This window comes from Lentzea sp. NPDC058436 (assembly GCF_042721515.1).
GTDB lineage: Bacteria > Actinomycetota > Actinomycetes > Mycobacteriales > Pseudonocardiaceae > Lentzea.
The window spans coordinates 123,073-142,539 of record NZ_JBHXLF010000013.1; the positions used below are offsets into that span (position 1 = coordinate 123,073).

Below are 19,467 nucleotides of genomic sequence, written 5' to 3' on the forward strand. Positions count from 1 at the left end.
GCGACGGCCCCGCTGCGCAACGTTGATCTTTCGGCTCGTTCGGCCACTTTCAAACCTGCGGCCTGTCACATGGTGGAACGCTGTGCCGGGGTACGCCGAACGAGTTAAGGTCTTTGGGATCTACATCCAGGGCGGCCCAATCGGGGTGGTCGTCACGACCGGAGGGATCCGAAGGGTGATCGAGTTCCGGGCCGTAACCAAGCGGTTCGAGGACGGGACCATCGCTGTCGACGAGCTCGACCTCGCGGTCGAGGCGGGCACCATCACGGTGTTCGTCGGTCCTTCCGGCTGTGGCAAGACGACGTCCCTGCGCATGGTCAACCGCATGATCGACCCGACCTCGGGCACGATCCTGGTGGACGGCAAGGACGTCCTCACCGTCGACCCGCCGACGCTGCGACGCGGCATCGGCTACGTGATCCAGCAGGCGGGCCTCTTCCCGCACCGGACCGTGCTGGACAACATCGCGACCGTCCCTCTTCTGTCCGGTTGGGACAAGCGCAAGGCGCGCACGCGTGCGGCCGAGCTGCTGGAGATCGTCGGACTCGACGCGAACTTCGGCAAGCGCTACCCGGCCCAGCTCTCCGGCGGTCAGCAGCAGCGTGTCGGCGTCGCCCGCGCTCTCGCGGCCGACCCGCCCGTGCTGCTGATGGACGAGCCGTTCAGCGCCGTGGACCCGGTGGTCCGCGAGGACCTGCAGAACGAACTCCTTCGCCTGCAAGCGGAACTCGACAAGACGATCGTGTTCGTCACGCACGACATCGACGAGGCGCTGAAGCTCGGCGACCGCGTCGCGGTGTTCCAGACGGGCGGCCACCTCGCGCAGTACGCGAAGCCGACCGAGCTGCTCGCCGCGCCCGCCACCGACTTCGTGGCCTCGTTCGTCGGCCGTGACCGCGGCTACCGCACGCTGACCTTCCTGCACGCCGAGGTGCCCGTGCACCCCGTGACCACGGCGAAGATCGGCGAGCGCATCACCGTCACGGACTGGACGCTCGCCGTCGACGACCAGGGCAGGCCCAAGGGCTGGCTGTCCGGTGTGGACGGTGAGGTCGAGGTCGCCGAGAAGGACCTGATCTCCGGCGGCTCGCTCTACGACGGCTCGACGTTGCGCAGCGCGCTCGACGCGGCTCTCAGCTCGCCGTCGGCGCTCGGCGTGGTGGTCGACGACGCCGGCGCGGTCACCGGCGTGGTCAGGGCCGACGACGTCATCCAGGCGCTCGCGAAGGCCCGCGCGGCGGGTGAGGTCCCGAAGTGACCTGGATTTTCGAGAACTGGGAAAGGTTCTGGGAAGTCACCGCGGTGCACCTCCGGCTCTCCGTCGTGCCGGTGCTGATCGGGTTCGTGCTCGCCATCCCGTTCGGGTGGTGGGCGAGCCGGTCGCAGACGGCGCGCGCGGTGCTCTTCCCGTTCGCCAACGTCCTGTTCACGATCCCGTCCATCGCGCTGATCGTGATCACGCCGGTGCTGATCGGCGTGAAGATCCTCGACGAGATCAACGTCATCGTGCCGCTGACCGTCTACACGGTCGCGCTGATGATCAGGTCGATCGCGGACGCGCTGTCCGCGGTGCCGGGCAACGTGATCGCCGCCGCGAACGCGATGGGCTACCGGCCGTTGCGCCGGTTCCTGACCGTCGACTTCCCGCTGGCGCTGCCCGTCACGATCGCGGGCCTGAGGGTCGCGACCGTGTCGAACATCAGCATGGTGAGCGTCGGCGCGCTCGTCGGGCTCGGCGGGTACGGCCAGCTCTTCACCGAGGGCTACCAGACCGACCACACCGACAAGGTCCTCGCGGGTCTCATCGGGACGGTCGTGCTGGCGGTGCTCGCGGACGGACTGCTGTTGCTGATCGGACGGCTGCTCACGCCGTGGGCACGGGCGGGGAGGTGAGCTGAGTGTTCGGTTGGCTCTTCGATCCCGCGCACTGGTCCGGCACGACCGGGATTCCGGTGCGGTTGCTGGAACACCTCGGCTACACGTTGCTGACCCTGCTGATCGCCGCGGCGATCGCGGTCCCGCTCGGCGCGTTCGTCGGGCACACCGGCAAGGGCGGCTTCGTGATCGTCGGACTCTCCAACGCGCTGAGGGCGCTGCCGACCACGGCGGTGCTGATCCTCGTGGTGCTGTGGGCGGGTCTCGGCGACTTCCCGGTGTACGTCGCGCTGGTGCTGCTGGCGATCCCGCCGATCATGGCGGGCACGTACGCCGGCGTCCGCGCGGTGGACCCCGTGACCGTCGACGCCGCGAGGGGCGTCGGCATGCGCGAGTCGGGCGTGCTGCTCCAGGTGGAGATCCCGAACGCACTCCCGTTGATCTTCGGCGGTTTCCGCGGCGCCGCACTGCAAGTGGTCGCGACCGCCACCATCGCCGCCTACACGGGCGCCGGTGGCCTGGGCAGGCTCGTCTTCGACGGCCTCGCCCTGCAGGATTTCGGACAGATGCTCGCCGGCGCGGTGCTCGTGGCACTGCTCGCCGTTCTCGTCGACCTGGGGTTCGCCGGCCTGCAACGGCTGACGGTCTCGCCAGGGCTGCGTCCAGTGGGAACCGGAGGAACGAAATGAAGCGCATCGCGACAGCCGTCGCTGCGGTCATGCTTCTGTCGGCGTGCGGTGGCGATCCGCTCACCGGAGACGGCAAGAACGAGCCGGCCCCGACGGACACCATCGTCGTGGGCTCCGCGAACTTCCCCGAGTCGCGCCTGCTCTCGGAGATCTACGCGGAAGCGTTGTCCGCCAAGGGCGTCAAGGTCTCGAAGAAGCCGAACATCGGCAACCGCGAGCTGTACTTCAAGGGTGTGCAGGACGGCTCGATCGACCTGATCCCCGAGTACACCGGCGTGCTCCTCAAGCACGTCAACAAGGAAGCCCCCGAGGTCGGCGCGGACGAGGTCTACGCGGCGTTGCAGAAGGCGCTGCCCAAGGGCCTCATCGTGCTCGACAAGTCGTCCGCCGAGGACAAGGACGCGGTCGTCGTCACGAAGCAGATCGCGGCCCAGTACAGCCTGAAGTCGCTCGACGACCTCGTGCCGTACTGCAAGGACCTGGTCTTCGGCGGCCCGCCGGAGTTCCAGAACCGCCCCGACGGCCTGCCGGGCCTCAAGGCCAAGTACAGCTGCGAGTTCAAGGAGTTCAAGGCCCTCGACGTCGGCGGCCCGCTGACCGTCGCAGGCCTGAAGGACAACACCGTCCAGGCGGCCGACCTCTTCACGACGGACGCGGCCATCAAGGCCAACGAGTTCGTGGTGCTCGAAGACCCGAAGAACGTCTTCGCCGCGCAGAACGTGTTGCCTCTCATCAACGAGAAGAAGGCGACGCAGCAGGTCCGCGACACCCTCAACGCCATCTCGAAGAAGCTCGACACGAAGACGCTTCTGGAGCTGAACGAGAAGCTGTCGTCGCCGGACAAGCCGGAGCCGGAGAAGGTCGCCAAGGAGTGGCTGGCCTCCGCGGGCATCTGACCCGCTCTTGAGAACCGCCGATCCGCAGGCCTCACGCCTGCAGGTCGGCGGTTTTCGCTTGGACGGCCATGTACGTGTACTGGTCTTCGTAGCCCAGGGCGTGGTTCACGCGCAGCATGTGCACGTTCTCGCTGCTGGTGCGCGTGAACACGGTCTCGACGCCGTCCAGTTCGTGCAGCATGCGCGACTTGATCAGCAGGCCCAGCCCCTTGCCGCGGTGAGCAGGAAGCACGACGGTGTGCAGTTGCTCGGCGTACTCGGGCCTGGCGGACTTCCGTTCCACCACCGTGACTCCGGCTGCCGAGCCCTCGTGCAGCAAGAGCACGACCCACCGGTCCGAGAGCGCTTCGGCCTCGTCCTCCCGGATGCTCTCGACCGTGTTGTGCGCGTGGTCGAGCGCCGTCTCGCCGAACGGCGCGCCGGCGATCGCGTTGAGTCCTTCGACGTAGGCCTCGACGAACTCCTCCGGCGCCGCGCCCTTCCACGTCACCAGTTCGTACCCCGCCGGCAATTCGGCGACGTCCGGTGGACCGGTGAGCCGCAGCCGTTGCCTCGTCATGGACGTGACGACCCGGAACCCGAGTGCGGCGGCGAAGTGGTCGCCCGGTTCGCCGGGGCCGACGCTCCACGACTCGATGACGGTCTGCCGGTCCAGCAACGACGGGGTGGCGCGGAGCAGCGCGGTGCCGATGCCGCGGCGGCGGTGTCGGGGCCGCACCACGACGGTGACGAGCGCGAGGTGCGAGTTGGCCTCGGCCTCGGAGACCTCGGCCTGCGCGTAGCCGACGATCTTCCCGTTCTCGCGTGCGACGACGAAGCGCGCGGGCTCGAAACCGAGGTCGTTGCGGGACTCCCACATCGCGATGTACGCCTCGACGGGCGCCTGCTCGCGGTCAGGAGCGTCCTCAGCCGCCCATGCCGTCGCCACCTCGTACAGCCCGTGCCGGTCCACCTGCGCCGCGGCCGCGAAGTCCAGCTTTTCGACTACAACCCCCATGCACCCGATCTAAGCAAGGTCGTGCCGGCCTGCCCAGTCCGCGATGGCGGCGGCGATCTCCTTCGGCTTGTCCTCCGGCGCGTGGTGCCCGGCCTCGCCCACCGCCACGACCTCCAGCGAGCCGATGTTCTCGCGACACCACCCGGCCAGTTCGGGAGTGATGGCCAACGTCGGCGAGCCCTCGAAGGTGAGCAACAGCTTCGGAACCGGCGAGGCGGCAAGCCAAGCGGCATAAGCCTCCATGCGAGGCACCAAAGCAGGCGGGTCACCATCAACCGGAAGCTGCTGCACCCAAGCCAGCAACGGCCGCCGGCTCTCCCGGTCGGGATAAGGCGCGAGGTACGCGGCCATGTCCGCCTCCGAGACCGGCTTCAGCACACCGCCGGTGAACGCCTGACGCACCAACGTGTCCTGGTCCAGCACCAGTTCCTCGGCCAGGCCGGGGGTGCGGAGCCGACGAGTGCGCTCACGAGCCGCAGGTGGTAGGTCCGCACTCCGCATGGGCTTCAGCATGGCCTCGAAGAACACGAGACCCGCGACGCGGTCGGGATGCCTTGCCGCCCAGTCGAACGCGAGCGTGGCGCCCCAGTCGTGGCCCACCAGCACCACGCGCTCCGCACCCACGGCGTCGAACCACGCGTCGAGGTAGCGGGAGTGGTCGTCGAACGAGTAGCCGATGGCCGGCTTGCCGGATCTGCCCATGCCGATGAGGTCGGGGGCGAGACCGCCCAGCTCCGGGAGCACGTTGCGCCAGATGTGCGACGAGGCCGGGTTGCCGTGCAGGAACACGAACGGCGCGGTGCCGTGCTCCTGGTGGTGGATGGTCGAGCCGAGTACGGGGACGACGGGCATCGAGTGCTCCTCAGTCGAGGGGAACGGCGAGCAGCGCGCGGAGTTCGTCGGAGAAGGCCGAGGTGCGGTCGCCCAGCGGCTCCAGCAGGCGGTCCAGCAGTGACCGGACCACCTTGATGGCGGGCTCGACCGTCGATCGGCCGTGCGGGGTCAGCAGAAGTCGCATGGTCCGGGTGTCGACCGCGTCACGAGTGCGCGAGATGAAGCCGGCGGCCTCCAGGGAGCGCGCCAGCTTCGACACGTACAGCGGTTCGAGGCCGGTGTGGTCGGCCAGTTCGCGTTGTGAGGGGCGGTCGAGGGCGACCAACGACGACAGGACGACGTACTGCGCGTGCGTCAGGCCGAGGGGGTCCAACGCGCGGTCAACGGCTACTCGCCACTTCATCGCCAGACGCCACACGAGGTGCCCAGGCGTCGGTCCCGCACTGCTCATGGCAGATACGGTACATGGCTACTATGTACATGGCTACTAACCCGAGGCCGCGTGACCACCGATCCGCACGGTCAGTTCCTCGGCCGCTTTGCGCACCTCTTTGGCCAGGTCGGGCCACGCCTGCCCGCACGGCGTGTCGCACAGGTGCCGGAACGTCAGCGTGATCGCCGCGATCGGCCGCTCGCCGTGGTCGAACACCGGCGCGGCCACCGAGGCGAACCCCGCCGTCACGAACCCGTCCTCGACCGACCAGCCTTGACGGCGTTCCAGCGTCAGCAGCCGCCGCAACGCAGGCAAGTTGTGCGGGCCGCGTCCGGTCCGGTCGACGAAAGAGGACACCGACGGCAGCAGCGCCCTGACCTGCGCCGGAGGCAGGTGGGCCAGCATCGCGCGGCCGGAGGCGGTCAGGTGGGCCGGCAGGCGGACGCCGACGTCGGACACGATCGACTGCGGCTGCCTGGGTTGCTCGCGCACGAGGTACAGGGCCTCGGGGCCGTGCAGGACGCCCAGGTGCGCGACCTTCTCCATGCGGTCGGCGAGCTTGCGCAGCAGCGGGCGGGCCAGCCGTTCCAGCGGGTCGTGGCGCAGGTAGGCGGAGCCGAGTTCGAACGCGGCGACGCCCAGGCCGTAGCGCTTCTCCTCCGGGAAGTGCGTCGCGAAGCCCGCCTCGGTGAGTTCGGAGAGCAGGTGATAGGTCGTTGACCTGGGCAGATTCAGCTCACGGGCCACCGACGCCGCGGAGACGGGCCCCGGTCTGCCCGCCAGCAGCCGGAGGACCGCCAGCCCTCGCCGCAGCGCGGGAACGTCACTGCTGCTGCCCACAAAAGTGATTTTCCCACGTGATCCAGCCCACGCCGTTACGACATCAGGGCACACTCAACAGAACAGGCCCGAGCTGCGTCATAGGGGTGTGACGGTTTTGAAGGGGGTCGGGATTGACACCGAGTTTCGATGACTTCGTGGCAGAACAGGTGACCCCGTTGCTGCGCTACGCCACCGTGCTCACGTGCGACCCGCACCTGGCCCAGGACGTGGTCCAGGAAGTGCTGCTGCGCGCGCAGCAGAAGTGGGATCGCATCGGTTCAGTCGACCTCCCTCACGCCTACGTCAAGCGCATGGTGACCAACGAGTTCCTCTCGTGGCGCAGACGCAGGGCCGCCAAGGACGTCGCGCTGTGCATGACGACCCTGGAGTCCGTCACTCCGCCCGTCGCGGACAAGACGCACCACTACGACGAGCGGGAAGCCATGTTGCAGCGCATCGCGAAGCTGCCCCGCAAACAGCGGGCGGCCGTCGTGCTGCGCTACTACGAGAACTACGACGACTCGGAGATCGCACAGATGCTCGGTTGTGCCGAGGGAACCGTGCGCAGCCACATCTCACGTGCGCTGGCCACACTCCGCATGGATCACACGCCGGAACCCGCTGGTGTCGGGTCCCGGCTCGGGGAGGGCCTGTCGTGAACGACACCGAACAGCGGATCAAGGAGGCACTCGGCCTGCTGGCCGAACGCACTCCTCACCCGGGACCGACGCTGAACGCGCTCCGGCGCAAGCGGAAGCGGCAGCGGAACAACATCTTCCTGATCGCCACGGCGGGCGTGGCCGCGGTCGCGGTCCTGATCTTCGCGGGCGTCGTCGCCAGCGACAGGTACGCACCGCCGAACCCGAACGACGCCGGCGCGGCGCTCGTGGTCGAGCAGCCCTCACGCCTGCCGCTCAAGTACTCGCCGCACTGGCTGCCGGAGGGCTACGTCGAGGTCTACCGGGGCCTCCTGGACGGCGAGCGCGCCTACGTGCCCGCCGGGGCCCAGGGCTACCCGTTCACCGACGGCGGGCCGCTGACCAGGATCTTCAAGAGCAAGGCCAAGCCGGACACCGCGGGCTGGGACGAGATCTCCGTGCGCGGCCTCAGGGCGTGGGTGCAGACCAGGCAGGGCCAGTCGGCCGGTCTGACCGCCGAGGTGGTCTGGGACGCGCAGGACTGGCTGCACGTCACGGTGCGCGGCACCAGCGACGTGAAGCAGACGGCGATGCAGGTCGCCGAGTCGGTGCGCACGGACGCGAAGGTCGAGAACAGGCCGCTGTTCACGCTCGACGGCCAGGAGGCCACCGAGGTGTGGGGCAGCTCGCCCGGCGACTGGGGCGCGCAGTTCAAGAAGGACCCGCTCGTGATCCAGGTGTCGACCCGCTCGCCCGGCCTCACCGGGGGTGCTCCGGTCACCGTGCGCGGCAAGCAGGGCGTGCAGATCGACGGTGCCGTCGCGGTGCTGGACGGCTCCGTGTGGGTGACGGTCCGGGGCGCGGCGCCGCTGGAACAGCTGGTGAAGACCGCGAACGACGTCCAGCTCGCGTCCTCGCCCGACACGAACTGGATCGGCAAGGGCATCTAGTCCGTCTGGCATCTCAGACACCATCACCCGCTCCGGGGTCGCTGAGTCGGCCCCGGAGCGGTCTGATGTCTGCATGCGACAACCGGTGGAGCTGGGTCCGAAGCCTCTGACCCTCGAGGACGTTCATGCCGTCGCCCGCGACGGCGCTCCGGTGGAGATCACCGCGGCGGCCCGTGAGGCGGTCACCACCGCCCGCGGCCACATCGAACAGCTCGCCACGGCCGAACGCCCCACCTACGGCGTCTCGACCGGGTTCGGCGCGCTCGCCGTCCGGCACATCCCGCCGGACCGCCGTGCCCAGCTGCAGCGGTCGCTGATCCGCTCGCACGCCGCCGGTTCCGGGCCCGAGGTCGAACGCGAGGTCGTGCGGGCGCTGATGCTGCTGCGCCTGCGCACGCTCTCGACCGGCCACACCGGCGTTCGGCTGTCCACTGTGGACGCGATGGCCGGGATGCTGAACGCCGGCATCACGCCGATCGTGCACGAGTTCGGCTCGCTGGGCTGTTCCGGTGACCTCGCGCCGTTGTCGGCCAACGCTCTCGCGCTGATGGGCGAGGGCATGGTCCGCAACTCGCGCGACGAGCTGGTGCCCGCAGCCGAGGCACTCGCCGAAGCCGGTATCGAACCCGTGCAGCTGGCCGAGAAGGAAGGCCTCGCGCTGATCAACGGCACCGACGGCATGCTCGGCATGCTGTCGCTGGCGATCGCCGACCTGACCAGGCTGCTGGACATCGCCGACCTCACCGCCGCGATGAGCGTCGAGGCGTTGCTCGGCACCGACCGCGTCTTCGAGCCGGAGCTGCACGCGCTGCGCCCGCACCCCGGCCAGAACCTGTCCGCCGCCCGGATGCTCGCGTTCCTCAAGAACTCCGAGATCGTCGCCTCGCACCGCGGCCCGGACTGCACCCGCGTCCAGGACGCGTACTCGCTGCGCTGCTCACCGCAGGTGCACGGCGCGGCCCGCGACACCGTGGCGTACGCGGCGACGGTGGCCGACCGCGAACTGGCGTCCGTGATCGACAACCCCGTCGTGCTCGCGGACGGACGGGTCGAGTCCAACGGCAACTTCCACGGCGCTCCGGTCGCCTACGCGCTCGACTTCCTGGCCATCCCGCTCGCGGACGTGGCCTCGATCGCCGAGCGCCGCACCGACCGCATGCTCGACGTCTCGCGTTCGCACGGCCTGCCGCCGTTCCTCGCGGACGACCCCGGCGTCGACTCCGGCCACATGATCGCCCAGTACACGCAGGCGGCGATCGTGTCCGAGCTCAAGCGCCTCGCGGTGCCGGCGTCCGTCGACTCGATCCCGTCCTCCGCGATGCAGGAGGACCACGTGTCGATGGGCTGGTCTGCTGCTCGCAAGCTGCGCAAGGCCGTGGACGGTCTCACGACCGTGCTGGCCATCGAACTGCTCACCGCCGCACGGGCTCTCGACCTGCGCGCGCCCCTCAAGCCCGCCCCCGCGACGGCCGCCGCCGTGGCGAAGTTGCGCGAGACCGTCCAGGGCCCCGGCCCGGACCGCCACCTCGCCCCCGAGATCGCCGCCGCTGAGGCCCTCATTCGAAGTGGAGCTCTGTGATGACCACCGTTCGCGCTGACCGCGGCACCGAACTGTCCGCGAAGAACTGGTCGACCGAGGCCGCACTGCGGATGTTCCACAACAACCTCGACCCCGACGTCGCCGAGCGCCCCGAGGACCTCGTCGTCTACGGCGGCACCGGCAAGGCCGCGCGCGACTGGCCGTCGTTCGACGCCATCACCCGTGAGCTCAAGAACCTCGAAGCCGACGAGACGCTGCTCGTGCAGTCCGGCCGTCCGGTCGGTGTGATGCGCACGAACGAGTGGGCGCCGCGCGTGCTCATCGCGAACTCGAACCTCGTGCCGGACTGGGCGAACTGGCCCGAGTTCCGCCGCTTGGAGGCCGAGGGCCTCACGATGTACGGGCAGATGACCGCCGGGTCGTGGATCTACATCGGCACCCAGGGCATCCTCCAGGGCACCTTCGAGACGTTCGCCGCCGTCGCCACCAAGCGCTTCAACGGCACGCTCCGCGGCACGCTCACGGTCACTGCGGGTCTCGGTGGCATGGGCGGTGCGCAGCCTCTCGCCGTGACGATGAACGAGGGCGTCGCGCTGTGCATCGAGGTCGACCCGCACCGCGCCCAGCGTCGCCTGGAGACCCGCTACCTCGACGAGGTGGCCGAGGACCTGGACTCCGCGATCGAGCGCGTGCTCGCGGCCAAGGCCGCCGGTGAGGCCGTTTCGGTCGGTGTCGTGGGCAACGCGGCGGAGATCCTGCCCGAACTGCTGCGCCGCGACGTCGCCGTCGACATCGTCACGGACCAGACGTCGGCGCACGACCCGTTGGCGTACCTGCCCGTCGGTGTCTCGCTGGACGAGTGGCAGGACTACGCCGCCGCGAAGCCGGAGGAGTTCACCGACCGCGCCCGCAAGTCGATGGCGGACCACGTCGAGGCGATGGTCGGGTTCATGGACCGCGGCGCCGAGGTGTTCGACTACGGCAACTCGATCCGCGGTGAGGCGCAGCTCGGCGGCTACGACCGCGCGTTCGCGTTTCCCGGTTTCGTGCCCGCCTACATCCGCCCGCTGTTCTGCGAGGGCAAAGGCCCGTTCCGCTGGGCCGCGCTGTCCGGCAACCCCGAGGACATCGCCAAGACCGACAAGGCGATCCTGGAGCTGTTCCCGGACAACGAGCAGCTGCACCGCTGGATCAAGATGGCCGGTGAGCGCGTCGAGTTCCAGGGCCTGCCCGCCCGCATCTGCTGGCTCGGTTACGGCGAACGGCACCTCGCCGGCCTCAAGTTCAACGAGATGGTGGCGTCCGGCGAGCTGTCCGCGCCCATCGTCATCGGCCGCGACCACCTCGACTGCGGCTCGGTGGCCTCCCCGTACCGCGAGACCGAGGCGATGGCCGACGGTTCCGACGCGATCGCGGACTGGCCCCTGCTCAACGCCCTGGTCAACACGGCAAGTGGTGCGACCTGGGTGTCGATCCACCACGGTGGTGGCGTCGGCATCGGCCGCTCGATCCACGCCGGTCAGGTGACGGTCGCGGATGGCACCGAACTGGCCGCGCAGAAGATCGAGCGCGTGCTGACGAACGACCCCGGCATGGGCGTCATCCGGCACGTGGACGCCGGGTACGACGAGGCGAAGACCGTGGCAGCGGACAAGGGCGTCCGCATTCCTATGGAGGGCTGATGCTCGACCAGATCGCGGACGTCGGCAAGGACACCAAGCGCGGGGGCTACTCGCGCCACGGTTACAACAAGCCCGAACTCGAACTGCGGCACTGGTTCGTGGAGCAGGCGGTCCGGCGCGGTCTCAACGTGGAGACCGACCAGAACGGCAACCTCTGGGCGTGGTGGGGCGAGCGCGGCGACAACGCGCTCATCACCGGCAGCCATCTCGACTCCGTTCCTGGTGGTGGTGCGTTCGACGGGCCGCTCGGGGTGACGTCGGCGCTTGAGGCCGTGGACCTGTTGCAGGCCAAGGGGTTCACGCCCGCGCGGCCGTTCGCGATCACGGTCTTCGCTGAAGAAGAGGGCGGCCGGTTCGGTGTCGCCTGCCTCGGAAGTCGTCTCCTGACGGGCGCCATCTCCGCGGAGAAGGCGTTGAACCTCAGGGACCCCGACGGTGTGTCCCTGGCCGAGGCCATGAAGGCCGCCGGCTACAACCCCGATCTGGTGGGCCGCGACGAGAAGGCCCTGAAGCGCATCGGTCAGTTCGTCGAGCTGCACGTCGAACAGGGCCGTGGCCTCGCGGTTCCGGTCGGCGTCGCGTCGAGCATCCTTGCGCACGGCCGGTGGCGCTTCACGTTCTCCGGCGAGGGAAACCACGCCGGGGCGACGTTGATCGAAGACCGCCGCGACCCGATGCTGCCGGCCTCGCAACTCGTGCTGGCGGCGCGGAAAGCGGCTCGCGGTGGCGGGCGTGCGACCGTGGGGAGGCTCGTCCCCAACCCCGGTGGCACGAACGTCATCGCGTCCACTGTGGACGTGTGGCTGGACGCGCGGGACAGCGACGACGCGCGCACCCGTGCGATGGTCGCGGAGATCTCCGAGGCGGCTCACCAGGCCGCCAAGGAGGAGGGCTGCGAGCTGAGGATCACCGAGGAGTCGTACGGCGACACGGTGCACTTCGACAGCGGGCTCCGCGACGACATCGCTTCAGCGCTCGGCGGTGTTCCGGCGCTGCCGACCGGTGCGGGGCACGACGCGGGCATCCTCGCGGAGCACGTGCCGACCGCGATGTTGTTCGTGCGCAACCCGACCGGCGTGAGCCACGCGCCGGAGGAGTTCGCCGAACAGGCCGACGTGGACGAGGGCGTGCGAGCCCTGGCCGCGACGATCGAACACCTCGGCTCATGAACTTCTGGTGCGAGCGGGCCTGGTTGCCCTCCGGGCTCGCCGAGCGCGTCCTCGTCAGGGTCGAGAACGGCGTGATCGCGTCTGTGTCCACTGTGGACACCATTCCGCTGGGCGTACGGCGGCTGCACGGCGTCGTGGTGCCTGGCTTCGCGAACGCCCACTCGCACGCGTTCCACCGGGCGTTGCGCGGCAGGACGCACGACGGCGGCGGCACGTTCTGGACGTGGCGTGAGGGCATGTACGCGCTGGCCTCCCGCCTCACCCCGCAGTCGTACTACCGCCTGGCCCGCGCGGTCTACGGCGAGATGGCGCTCGCCGGGGTCTCGGCCGTCGGCGAGTTCCACTACGTGCACGACAGGTCGAACGAGTTCGGGTATGCCCTGCGCGAGGCGGCTTCCGACGCCGGCATCCGGCTGACGTTGCTCGACACCTGCTACCTCGCGGGAGGCATCGACCAGCCCGTCAACGAGGTGCAGCAGCGCTTCTCCGACGGCACGGCCGAGGCGTGGGCTTCACGCGTCGCCGAGCTGAAGTCCGACGACGTGATGCGGGTCGGCGCGGCGATCCACTCGGTCCGCGCCGTTCCGCGAGCCGAGCTTTCGACCGTGGCGCAGGCGTTCCCGGACGCTCCGCTGCACGTGCACCTGTCCGAGCAGCCCGCCGAGAACGAAGCCTGTCTTGCCGCTTACGGGCTGACGCCGACCGGTCTGCTGCACGAGGCCGGCGCGCTGTCGCCTCGGACGACGGCCGTGCACGCCACGCACCTGACGCCCGAGGACATCGGTCTGCTGGGCTCGTCGGGCACGGGCGCGTGCTTCTGCCCGACCACCGAGGCGGACCTCGCCGACGGCATCGGGCCTGCGCGCGAACTGGCCGACGCGGGCAGCCCGTTGTCGCTGGGCAGTGACCAGCACGCGGTGGTCGACCCGCTGCTGGAAACCCGCGCCCTGGAACACAACGAGCGGCTCAGGACCGGTCAGCGCGGCCGCTTCTCACCGAGCGAGTTGATGGACGTGGCCACCCGCCACTCGGCGATCGGCTGGGACGGTGGCCGCATCGAGGTCGGCGCCCCGTGCGATCTCGTGGCGATCAGCTGCTCGACCCCGCGCACCGCGGGGTCGTTGCCGCAGCAGGTCCTCCTGTCCGCGACGGCGTCCGATGTGGACACCGTGGTGGTCGGCGGCCGGGTGGTGGCCTCCGGTGGCGTGCACGAGAAGCTGGGAGACGTCGGCAGGCTGCTGGCGGACGCGATCGAGGAGCTGTGGGCATGAGCGTGCTGATCACCGGCATCGGTGAGCTGACCACGAACAGCGAGTCCGCCGGGGACGCGCTGGTGATCGACGGCGCGGAGATCGCGTGGGTCGGGTCGGCCGCGGACGCCCCGGCCGCAGACGAGCGCGTGGACGTCGAGGGTCGTGCGGTGCTGCCGGGCTGGGTCGACAGCCACACCCACCTGGTGTTCGCGGGCGACCGCACCGCCGAGTTCGGCGCGCGCATGGCCGGCAAGCCCTACACCGCGGGCGGCATCGCCGTGACCGTCAACGCGACCCGTGCCGCGACGGACGAAGAGCTGTCCGCGGTCGTCCGCAAGCACGTCGCGGAGGCGTTGAAGCAGGGCACGACGTTCGTCGAGACCAAGACCGGCTACGGCCTGAACGTCGCCGACGAGGTCCGGTCCGCACGCATCGCCGCCGAGCACGCCGACGAGGTCACGTTCCTCGGCGCCCACCTCGTGCCTCCGGGCGCGGACGCGGACGAGTACGTCGACCTGGTCCGCGGCGAGATGCTCGACGCCGTCGCACCTCTCGTGCGCTGGGCGGACGTGTTCTGCGAGAAGGGCGCGTTCGACTACGACCAGTCGAAGGCTGTTCTGATCGCGGCTCAGCAGAAGGGCCTCGGGCTGCGCGTGCACGGCAACCAGCTCGGCGAGGGTCCCGGTGTGCGGCTGGCCGTCGAGCTCGGTGCCGCGTCGGTGGACCACTGCACCTACTTGTCGGGTGCCGACGTCGACGCGCTGGCGTCGTCGGACACGGTCGCCACGCTGCTCCCGGCGTGCGATCTCTCGACCCGCCAGTCGTTGCCGCCCGCCCGCGCCCTCCTCGACGCCGGTGCGACGGTCGCGCTCGCCAGCAACTGCAATCCCGGCTCGTCCTACACCTCGTCGATGGCGTTCTGCGTGACGACAGCCGTCCTGCAGATGCGGATGACCGTCGAGGAGGCGGTGTGGGCGGCGACCGCAGGCGGCGCGCGGGCGTTGCGGCGGGACGACGTCGGGGTCATCAGGCCTGGTGCGCGGGCTGATCTGCACGTGCTGGACGCGCCCTCGATCACGCATCTGGCGTACCGTCCCGGCGTCCCGTTGACGCACTCGGTGTGGCGTCAGGGGCAACACGCCAATTGAGACACCGTTCTCGGCACCCGTCGTGTGGGCCTGTCGGCGGAAGGTGCGGGACCGTACGGTGTCCCCGTGGTGGATTTCGCGGAGGCGCTGACGAAAGCCGTCGACAACAGCGGCCTGAGTCTCGAACGCATCCAGCACCACCTCGCGGCCCGCGGCATGCAGGTGAGCATCTCGACGCTCAGCTACTGGCGCCGCGGCCGCAGCCGTCCGGAACGCCCCGAGTCGTTGAAGGTCGTCGCCGCGCTGGAGGAGCTCCTCGGGCTCGGTGAGGGCTTCCTGACCGACCGGCTGGGCGACAAGCGGCCGCGCGGGCGTTGGGTGGACCAATCGCTGTCCCTGGAGGACATGTGGGACTCGCGAGCCACCGACCTCGGTGAGGTCATGTCGCGCATCGACCGGCTGCAGCCGACCGGCACGACGTACCTGAGCGTGCAGGACCGGCAGGTGATCGGGCCGGACCGCCGTGAGGTCTCGAACCACTGCACCGGCGTGATCCAGGCGCTGGAGGACGGCGTCGACAGGTTCCTCGCGATCCAGCTGGCCGACGCCACGGACCTCGGCGTGCCGTCGATCGAGGCGGGGCCACCGTGCCGGCTCGGGCGGGTGAGGAGCGAGGACTCGACGGGGTTCCTCGTCGCGGAGATCCTCTTCGACCGGATGCTGCGGGCGGGGGAGACCGCGCTCGTCGACTACACGGTCCGGATGAGACCCGGCGCGGACAGCGAGGTCTGCGATCGCCGGTTCCTGCGCCCTGTGAACGAGTACACGCTGCAGATCGGCTTCCACCCGGACGCCGTGCCGGCGCGCTGCTTCCAGTTCGCCCGGCCGTCGCTGCACGAACCGGAGACCGCTCTGAACGACCTGTGGATCGGGACGACGGCGTCGACGCACATCCACGTGCGGAACTCGAAGCCCGGAATCTATGGAGTGCGGTGGGAGTGGGAGTAGCCGCTACTCCCACTCCCACCGCAAGCGCCCCCAGTCGATCGATGCTCTGGCCGAGCCGCATTCGGCCGTGGCATCGAGGGCGCCCAGGATGGCCGTCACCGCCGCAGGGAGGCGGCGACGGCAGGTTCCTAGACCTTCAGCAGCAGGTTCGGTGAACCCGTCCTGATGTCGGTCAGCTTGTTCGGCGTGGCCGCGCCGACCAGGGCGTTGCGCACCTGGGCGGGCGTCGCGGACGGGTTCGCGCTCAGGTAGAGCGCCGCCGCTCCGGCGACGTGCGGGGAGGCCATGGACGTGCCGCCCATCGAGCGCGTGCCGGTGTCGTTGCTGTGGGAGGCACTCACGATGTCGCTGCCCGGTGCCCAGATGTCGAGGCACCTGCCCCAGTTCGACGAGCCGGCCGACCAGATCGAACGCTTGTCGGCGCGGTCCGAGGCACCCACGGTGATCGCCTCCGGCGTGCGGGCCGGGGTGAAGTTGCAGGAGTCCTGGCCGCTGTTGCCGCCCGCCAGCACGTAGGTGAAGCCCGCGCTGATCGAGCGCTTGACGGCGTTCTCCAGCGAGGCGTTCGTGCCGTTGCCGCCGAGGCTCATGTTGACGACGGCGGGCTTCTTGCCGTTGGCCGTCACCCAGTCGATGCCGCGGATGATGCCGTCCCACGGGCCGCTGCCGTTGCAGTCGAGCACCCGGACGCCGACGAGCTTGGCCTTCTTCGCGACGCCGTACGTCTTGCCGCCGACCGTGCCGGCGACGTGTGTGCCGTGGCCTTGGCAGTCCTGCGCTGTTGCGTCGTTGTCGATGAAGTCGTAACCGTCGGTGGCACGGCCCTCGAATTCGGAATGCGTTTTCCTGATTCCGGTGTCGAGAACGTACGCCGTCACGTTCGACGCGGTGTTCGGGTACGTGTACGACTTGCTCAGCGGAAGATTCGCCTGATCGATCCTGTCGAGACCCCAGACCGGGTTCGACTGGGTGGCCTGGATCGTCGCGAACGTGTTCCGCTCGACGAATTCCACGTCGGGGTCGGCAGCGAGCCGCCGCGCCTGTCGTTCGGACATCCCGGTGACGGAGAACCCGTTCAGCGCGGAGCTGTAGGTGTGCTTGACGTTGCCCTGGTAGCGGGACGCCAACGCGCTGGCAGGGGTGCGCGCTCCGTCCTTCAGGACCACGATGTAGCTGCCCTCGACCGCCTGCGTGCCCGCACCGGGGAGCACCGCTTCCTCGGCGACCGCGGTGGGCGTCCACATCGCCGTGGAAGCGATGCCCAATGCCGCCGCGATGGCGACATGACGCCGAAGTGCCATGAGTTCCTCCTGGCAGGGAATGAACTGGGGAACACCAAGAAACTAACTCGACATGTGCTTCGGATAACAGGTTCGAAACTTCGGTTCTCAATACTGTCAAAACTGTGTTGTAAACCGTTTTCGAGCACTCGTCGTGGTCGGACGGGCCGAATTTGATCACTGGCCGTAGCATTGAGTTCGTGCAGGATTTCGCGTCGGCGTTGGCGAAGGCCGTGGAGACGAGCGGCCTCAGCCTGGAGCGGATCCAGCACCACCTGGAGGCGCGCGGCGTGCAGGTGAGCCTGTCGACGCTGTCGTACTGGCGCCGCGGCCGCAGCCGTCCCGAACGCCCGGAGTCGCTGCACGCGGTAGCGGTGCTGGAAGAGGTCCTGCGCCTGGCACCCGGCACGTTGACGGGTCAACTCGGCGACAAGCGCCCGCGCGGCAGGTGGATCGAACGCGTCGCCGCCCTGGAGGGCATCTGGCAGGAGGCCGCCCTCGACCTGGGCCGCGCCATCGCCCGCGTGGACCACCTGACCGCCGCACCGGCGAAGTACCTCGCAGTGCGCGACCTGACGGTGATCGGCCCCGACCGCCGCGAGGTCGAGATGCGGTCCAGCGCGGTGATCGAGGCGTTCGACGACGGCGTGGACCGGATCCTCGTCTCGAAGACGGCCGACGAGACGGACGTGTCCGCCGGCGAGATCGACGCCCTGAAGTCGTGCCGCATCGGCAGGGTGCGCCGCGACGAGGTGAACAAGCTGATCGTCGCCGAGGTCATCCTCGACCGCGTCCTGCGCGCCGGCGACACCGCTCTCGTGGACCTCCGGATGACCGCAGACCCCGGCGCCGACAGCGCGTCCGCCGACCGCACGTTCGTCCGCGCGCTGCGGGAGTACGTGCTGGAGGTCGAGTTCCACCCGGACGCGGTTCCCGTGCGCTGCAACAGCTTCTACCGCACCGCCCCCGACGCGCCGTGCGTGGACACCGGCGAACTCTGGATCGGCACCACCGCCTCAGCGCACATCGTCGTGCACGAGGCGATGGCAGGCCACGTGCACGGCATCCGGTGGGAGTGGGAGTAGCTGGAGCAGCTCCACGTGGCACACGGCGTTTCGAGGGGGCAGGGTGAGTGGCATGGAGTACACCCAGCTCGGTCGCAGCGGCCTGTCCGTCTCCCGCCTGTGCCTCGGCACGATGAACTTCGGCCCCGAGACCTCGGAGGCCGACAGCCACGCGATCATGGACCGTGCCCACGAGCACGGCCTGAACTTCTTCGACACCGCCAACGTCTACGGCTGGAAGATGGGCGAGGGCGTCACCGAGAACATCATCGGCAACTGGTTCGCCCAGGGCGGCACGCGGCGTGAGAAGACCGTCATCGCCACCAAGCTCTACGGCAGCATGGGCGAGTGGCCGAACGAGACCAAGCTCTCGGCCCTGAACATCCGCCGCGCCTGCGACGCGTCCTTGAAGCGCCTGCAGACCGACTACATCGACCTCTACCAGATGCACCACGTGGACCGCCTGACGCCGTGGGACGAGATCTGGGAGGCCTTCTCGGTCCTGCGCCAGCAGGGCAAGGTCATCTACTTCGGCTCGTCCAACTTCGCCGGGTGGCACATCGCCCAGGCCGCTGAGGCCGCACGCACGCGCGGGTTCCTCGGGCTGGTGTCGGAGCAGTCGATCTACAACCTGATGACCCGGTGGGTGGAGCTGGAGGTCCTGCCGGCCGCTAAGCACTACGGGCTCGGCGTGATTCCCTGGTCGCCGTTGCACGGTGGGTTGCTGGGCGGGGTGTTGCGCAAGCAGCGGGAGGGTGGGGTTTCGCGGTCTGCGTCTGGGCGTTCCGCTGATGCCCTGGAGAAGAGCCGGGATCAGATCGAGGCCTACGAGAAGTTGTGCGCTGAGATCGGGGAGGACCCGGCCAACGTTGGTCTTGCCTGGTTGTTGCACCAGGACGGGGTTACCGCGCCGATCATCGGGCCGCGCACTGGGGAGCAGTTGGACAACTCGTTGCGTGCTGCGGAGTTGAAGTTGGACGCTGAGGTGTTGGGGAAGCTGGATGAGCTGTTCCCGGCGCCGGCGCCGAACGGGTCGAAGCCGGCGCCGGAGGCGTACGCCTGGTAGGTCAGTCCTCGAAGTCGTCGTCATCGCGCGCCAGGAAGGTGGCGAAGCGCTCGATCGGCGTCTCGAAGTCGGGGTTGGCGTCGACGAACTCGCGCAGCTTGTCGGCCAGCCACGCGAAGGTGACCTCTTCCTCGCCGCGCCGCTTCTCCAGCTCTTCGATGCCGCGATCGGTGTGGTACATGC

The 19,467-nt window shown here is 69.4% G+C and carries 20 protein-coding genes; 14 read left to right on the forward strand and 6 right to left on the reverse strand.

Features of this window, described 5'->3' with window-relative positions; all coding sequences use genetic code 11:
* The first annotated feature begins 175 nt into the window (after positions 1 to 175).
* Genes ACFWN2_RS33345 through ACFWN2_RS33360 form a run of 4 tightly spaced genes read left to right on the forward strand, consistent with a single transcriptional unit; the run spans position 176 to position 3,460 of the window.
* On the forward strand, positions 176 to 1,258 hold the full coding sequence (locus ACFWN2_RS33345; RefSeq protein WP_382434241.1) for an ATP-binding cassette domain-containing protein: 1,083 nt from the start codon (positions 176 to 178) through the stop codon (positions 1,256 to 1,258).
* On the forward strand, positions 1,255 to 1,893 hold the full coding sequence (locus ACFWN2_RS33350; RefSeq protein WP_382434243.1) for an ABC transporter permease: 639 nt from the start codon (positions 1,255 to 1,257) through the stop codon (positions 1,891 to 1,893). Before ACFWN2_RS33345 ends, ACFWN2_RS33350 begins: the two co-directional genes overlap by 4 nt.
* A gap of 5 nt (positions 1,894 to 1,898) precedes the next feature.
* Positions 1,899 to 2,564: an ABC transporter permease gene (locus ACFWN2_RS33355; protein WP_382434245.1), complete on the forward strand. Its 666-nt coding sequence runs from the start codon at positions 1,899 to 1,901 to the stop codon at positions 2,562 to 2,564.
* The gene (locus tag ACFWN2_RS33360) at positions 2,561 to 3,460 is read left to right on the forward strand and encodes a glycine betaine ABC transporter substrate-binding protein (protein WP_382434247.1); all 900 of its coding nucleotides are present in this window, start codon (positions 2,561 to 2,563) and stop codon (positions 3,458 to 3,460) included. Before ACFWN2_RS33355 ends, ACFWN2_RS33360 begins: the two co-directional genes overlap by 4 nt.
* 31 nt (positions 3,461 to 3,491) lie before the next feature.
* Here ACFWN2_RS33360 and ACFWN2_RS33365 read toward each other — a convergent pair whose 3' ends face one another.
* From ACFWN2_RS33365 to ACFWN2_RS33380, 4 genes are read right to left on the reverse strand one after another with little or no spacing between them, the layout of a single operon-like run.
* Entirely contained in the window at positions 3,492 to 4,457 is a 966-nt protein-coding gene (locus tag ACFWN2_RS33365) for a GNAT family N-acetyltransferase (protein WP_382434249.1), read from the reverse strand.
* Positions 4,458 to 4,466: 9 nt separating this feature from the next.
* Complete coding sequence (locus ACFWN2_RS33370) at positions 4,467 to 5,309, reverse strand: haloalkane dehalogenase (RefSeq protein ID WP_382434251.1); 843 nt, start codon at positions 5,307 to 5,309, stop codon at positions 4,467 to 4,469.
* Between the two features lie 10 nt (positions 5,310 to 5,319).
* On the reverse strand, positions 5,320 to 5,742 hold the full coding sequence (locus ACFWN2_RS33375; RefSeq protein WP_382434253.1) for a MarR family winged helix-turn-helix transcriptional regulator: 423 nt from the start codon (positions 5,740 to 5,742) through the stop codon (positions 5,320 to 5,322).
* Positions 5,743 to 5,778: 36 nt separating this feature from the next.
* Positions 5,779 to 6,564, reverse strand: coding sequence for an IclR family transcriptional regulator (locus tag ACFWN2_RS33380; RefSeq protein ID WP_382434255.1), 786 nt, complete (start codon positions 6,562 to 6,564; stop codon positions 5,779 to 5,781).
* Between the two features lie 113 nt (positions 6,565 to 6,677).
* Here ACFWN2_RS33380 and ACFWN2_RS33385 point away from each other — a divergent pair, with 113 nt between their 5' ends.
* The 8 genes from ACFWN2_RS33385 to ACFWN2_RS33420 all read left to right on the forward strand — a co-directional run bounded on the left by ACFWN2_RS33385 (position 6,678) and on the right by ACFWN2_RS33420 (position 15,874).
* Positions 6,678 to 7,205: a SigE family RNA polymerase sigma factor gene (locus ACFWN2_RS33385; RefSeq protein ID WP_382434257.1), complete on the forward strand. Its 528-nt coding sequence runs from the start codon at positions 6,678 to 6,680 to the stop codon at positions 7,203 to 7,205.
* Positions 7,202 to 8,134 carry a hypothetical protein gene (locus ACFWN2_RS33390; protein ID WP_382434259.1) on the forward strand — a complete coding sequence of 311 codons (933 nt, stop codon included), beginning with the start codon at positions 7,202 to 7,204 and terminating at the stop codon, positions 8,132 to 8,134. The genes ACFWN2_RS33385 and ACFWN2_RS33390 overlap by 4 nt, the downstream gene beginning before the upstream one ends.
* A 73-nt stretch (positions 8,135 to 8,207) precedes the next feature.
* On the forward strand, positions 8,208 to 9,713 hold the full coding sequence (gene hutH, locus ACFWN2_RS33395; protein WP_382434260.1) for a histidine ammonia-lyase: 1,506 nt from the start codon (positions 8,208 to 8,210) through the stop codon (positions 9,711 to 9,713).
* Positions 9,710 to 11,356, forward strand: a complete 1,647-nt coding sequence (gene hutU, locus ACFWN2_RS33400; RefSeq protein ID WP_382434261.1) for a urocanate hydratase — start codon at positions 9,710 to 9,712, stop codon at positions 11,354 to 11,356. Before hutH ends, hutU begins: the two co-directional genes overlap by 4 nt.
* Positions 11,356 to 12,525 (forward strand): allantoate amidohydrolase, encoded by a 1,170-nt coding sequence (locus tag ACFWN2_RS33405; RefSeq protein WP_382434262.1) that lies wholly within the window; start codon positions 11,356 to 11,358, stop codon positions 12,523 to 12,525. The genes hutU and ACFWN2_RS33405 overlap by 1 nt, the downstream gene beginning before the upstream one ends.
* The gene (locus ACFWN2_RS33410; RefSeq protein WP_382434263.1) at positions 12,522 to 13,796 is read left to right on the forward strand and encodes a formimidoylglutamate deiminase; all 1,275 of its coding nucleotides are present in this window, start codon (positions 12,522 to 12,524) and stop codon (positions 13,794 to 13,796) included. The genes ACFWN2_RS33405 and ACFWN2_RS33410 overlap by 4 nt, the downstream gene beginning before the upstream one ends.
* Positions 13,793 to 14,926, forward strand: coding sequence for an imidazolonepropionase (gene hutI, locus ACFWN2_RS33415; RefSeq protein ID WP_382434265.1), 1,134 nt, complete (start codon positions 13,793 to 13,795; stop codon positions 14,924 to 14,926). The genes ACFWN2_RS33410 and hutI overlap by 4 nt, the downstream gene beginning before the upstream one ends.
* 66 nt (positions 14,927 to 14,992) lie before the next feature.
* Positions 14,993 to 15,874 (forward strand): hypothetical protein, encoded by an 882-nt coding sequence (locus tag ACFWN2_RS33420; protein ID WP_382434266.1) that lies wholly within the window; start codon positions 14,993 to 14,995, stop codon positions 15,872 to 15,874.
* A gap of 128 nt (positions 15,875 to 16,002) precedes the next feature.
* On the opposite strand, the gene ACFWN2_RS33425 is transcribed toward ACFWN2_RS33420, so the two are convergent.
* The gene (locus ACFWN2_RS33425; protein WP_382434267.1) at positions 16,003 to 17,175 is read right to left on the reverse strand and encodes a S8 family peptidase; all 1,173 of its coding nucleotides are present in this window, start codon (positions 17,173 to 17,175) and stop codon (positions 16,003 to 16,005) included.
* Positions 17,176 to 17,354: 179 nt separating this feature from the next.
* Here ACFWN2_RS33425 and ACFWN2_RS33430 point away from each other — a divergent pair, with 179 nt between their 5' ends.
* Together ACFWN2_RS33430 and ACFWN2_RS33435 are read left to right on the forward strand one after the other, a co-directional pair.
* Positions 17,355 to 18,239, forward strand: a complete 885-nt coding sequence (locus ACFWN2_RS33430; RefSeq protein ID WP_382434269.1) for an XRE family transcriptional regulator — start codon at positions 17,355 to 17,357, stop codon at positions 18,237 to 18,239.
* Positions 18,240 to 18,291: 52 nt separating this feature from the next.
* Positions 18,292 to 19,284, forward strand: coding sequence for an aldo/keto reductase (locus ACFWN2_RS33435; RefSeq protein WP_382434271.1), 993 nt, complete (start codon positions 18,292 to 18,294; stop codon positions 19,282 to 19,284).
* 1 nt (position 19,285) lies between these two features.
* Here the strand turns inward: ACFWN2_RS33435 and ACFWN2_RS33440 are convergent, their stop codons facing one another.
* Positions 19,286 to 19,465, reverse strand: a complete 180-nt coding sequence (locus ACFWN2_RS33440) for a DUF6104 family protein (protein WP_030471325.1) — start codon at positions 19,463 to 19,465, stop codon at positions 19,286 to 19,288.
* Positions 19,466 to 19,467: the final 2 nt, after the last annotated feature.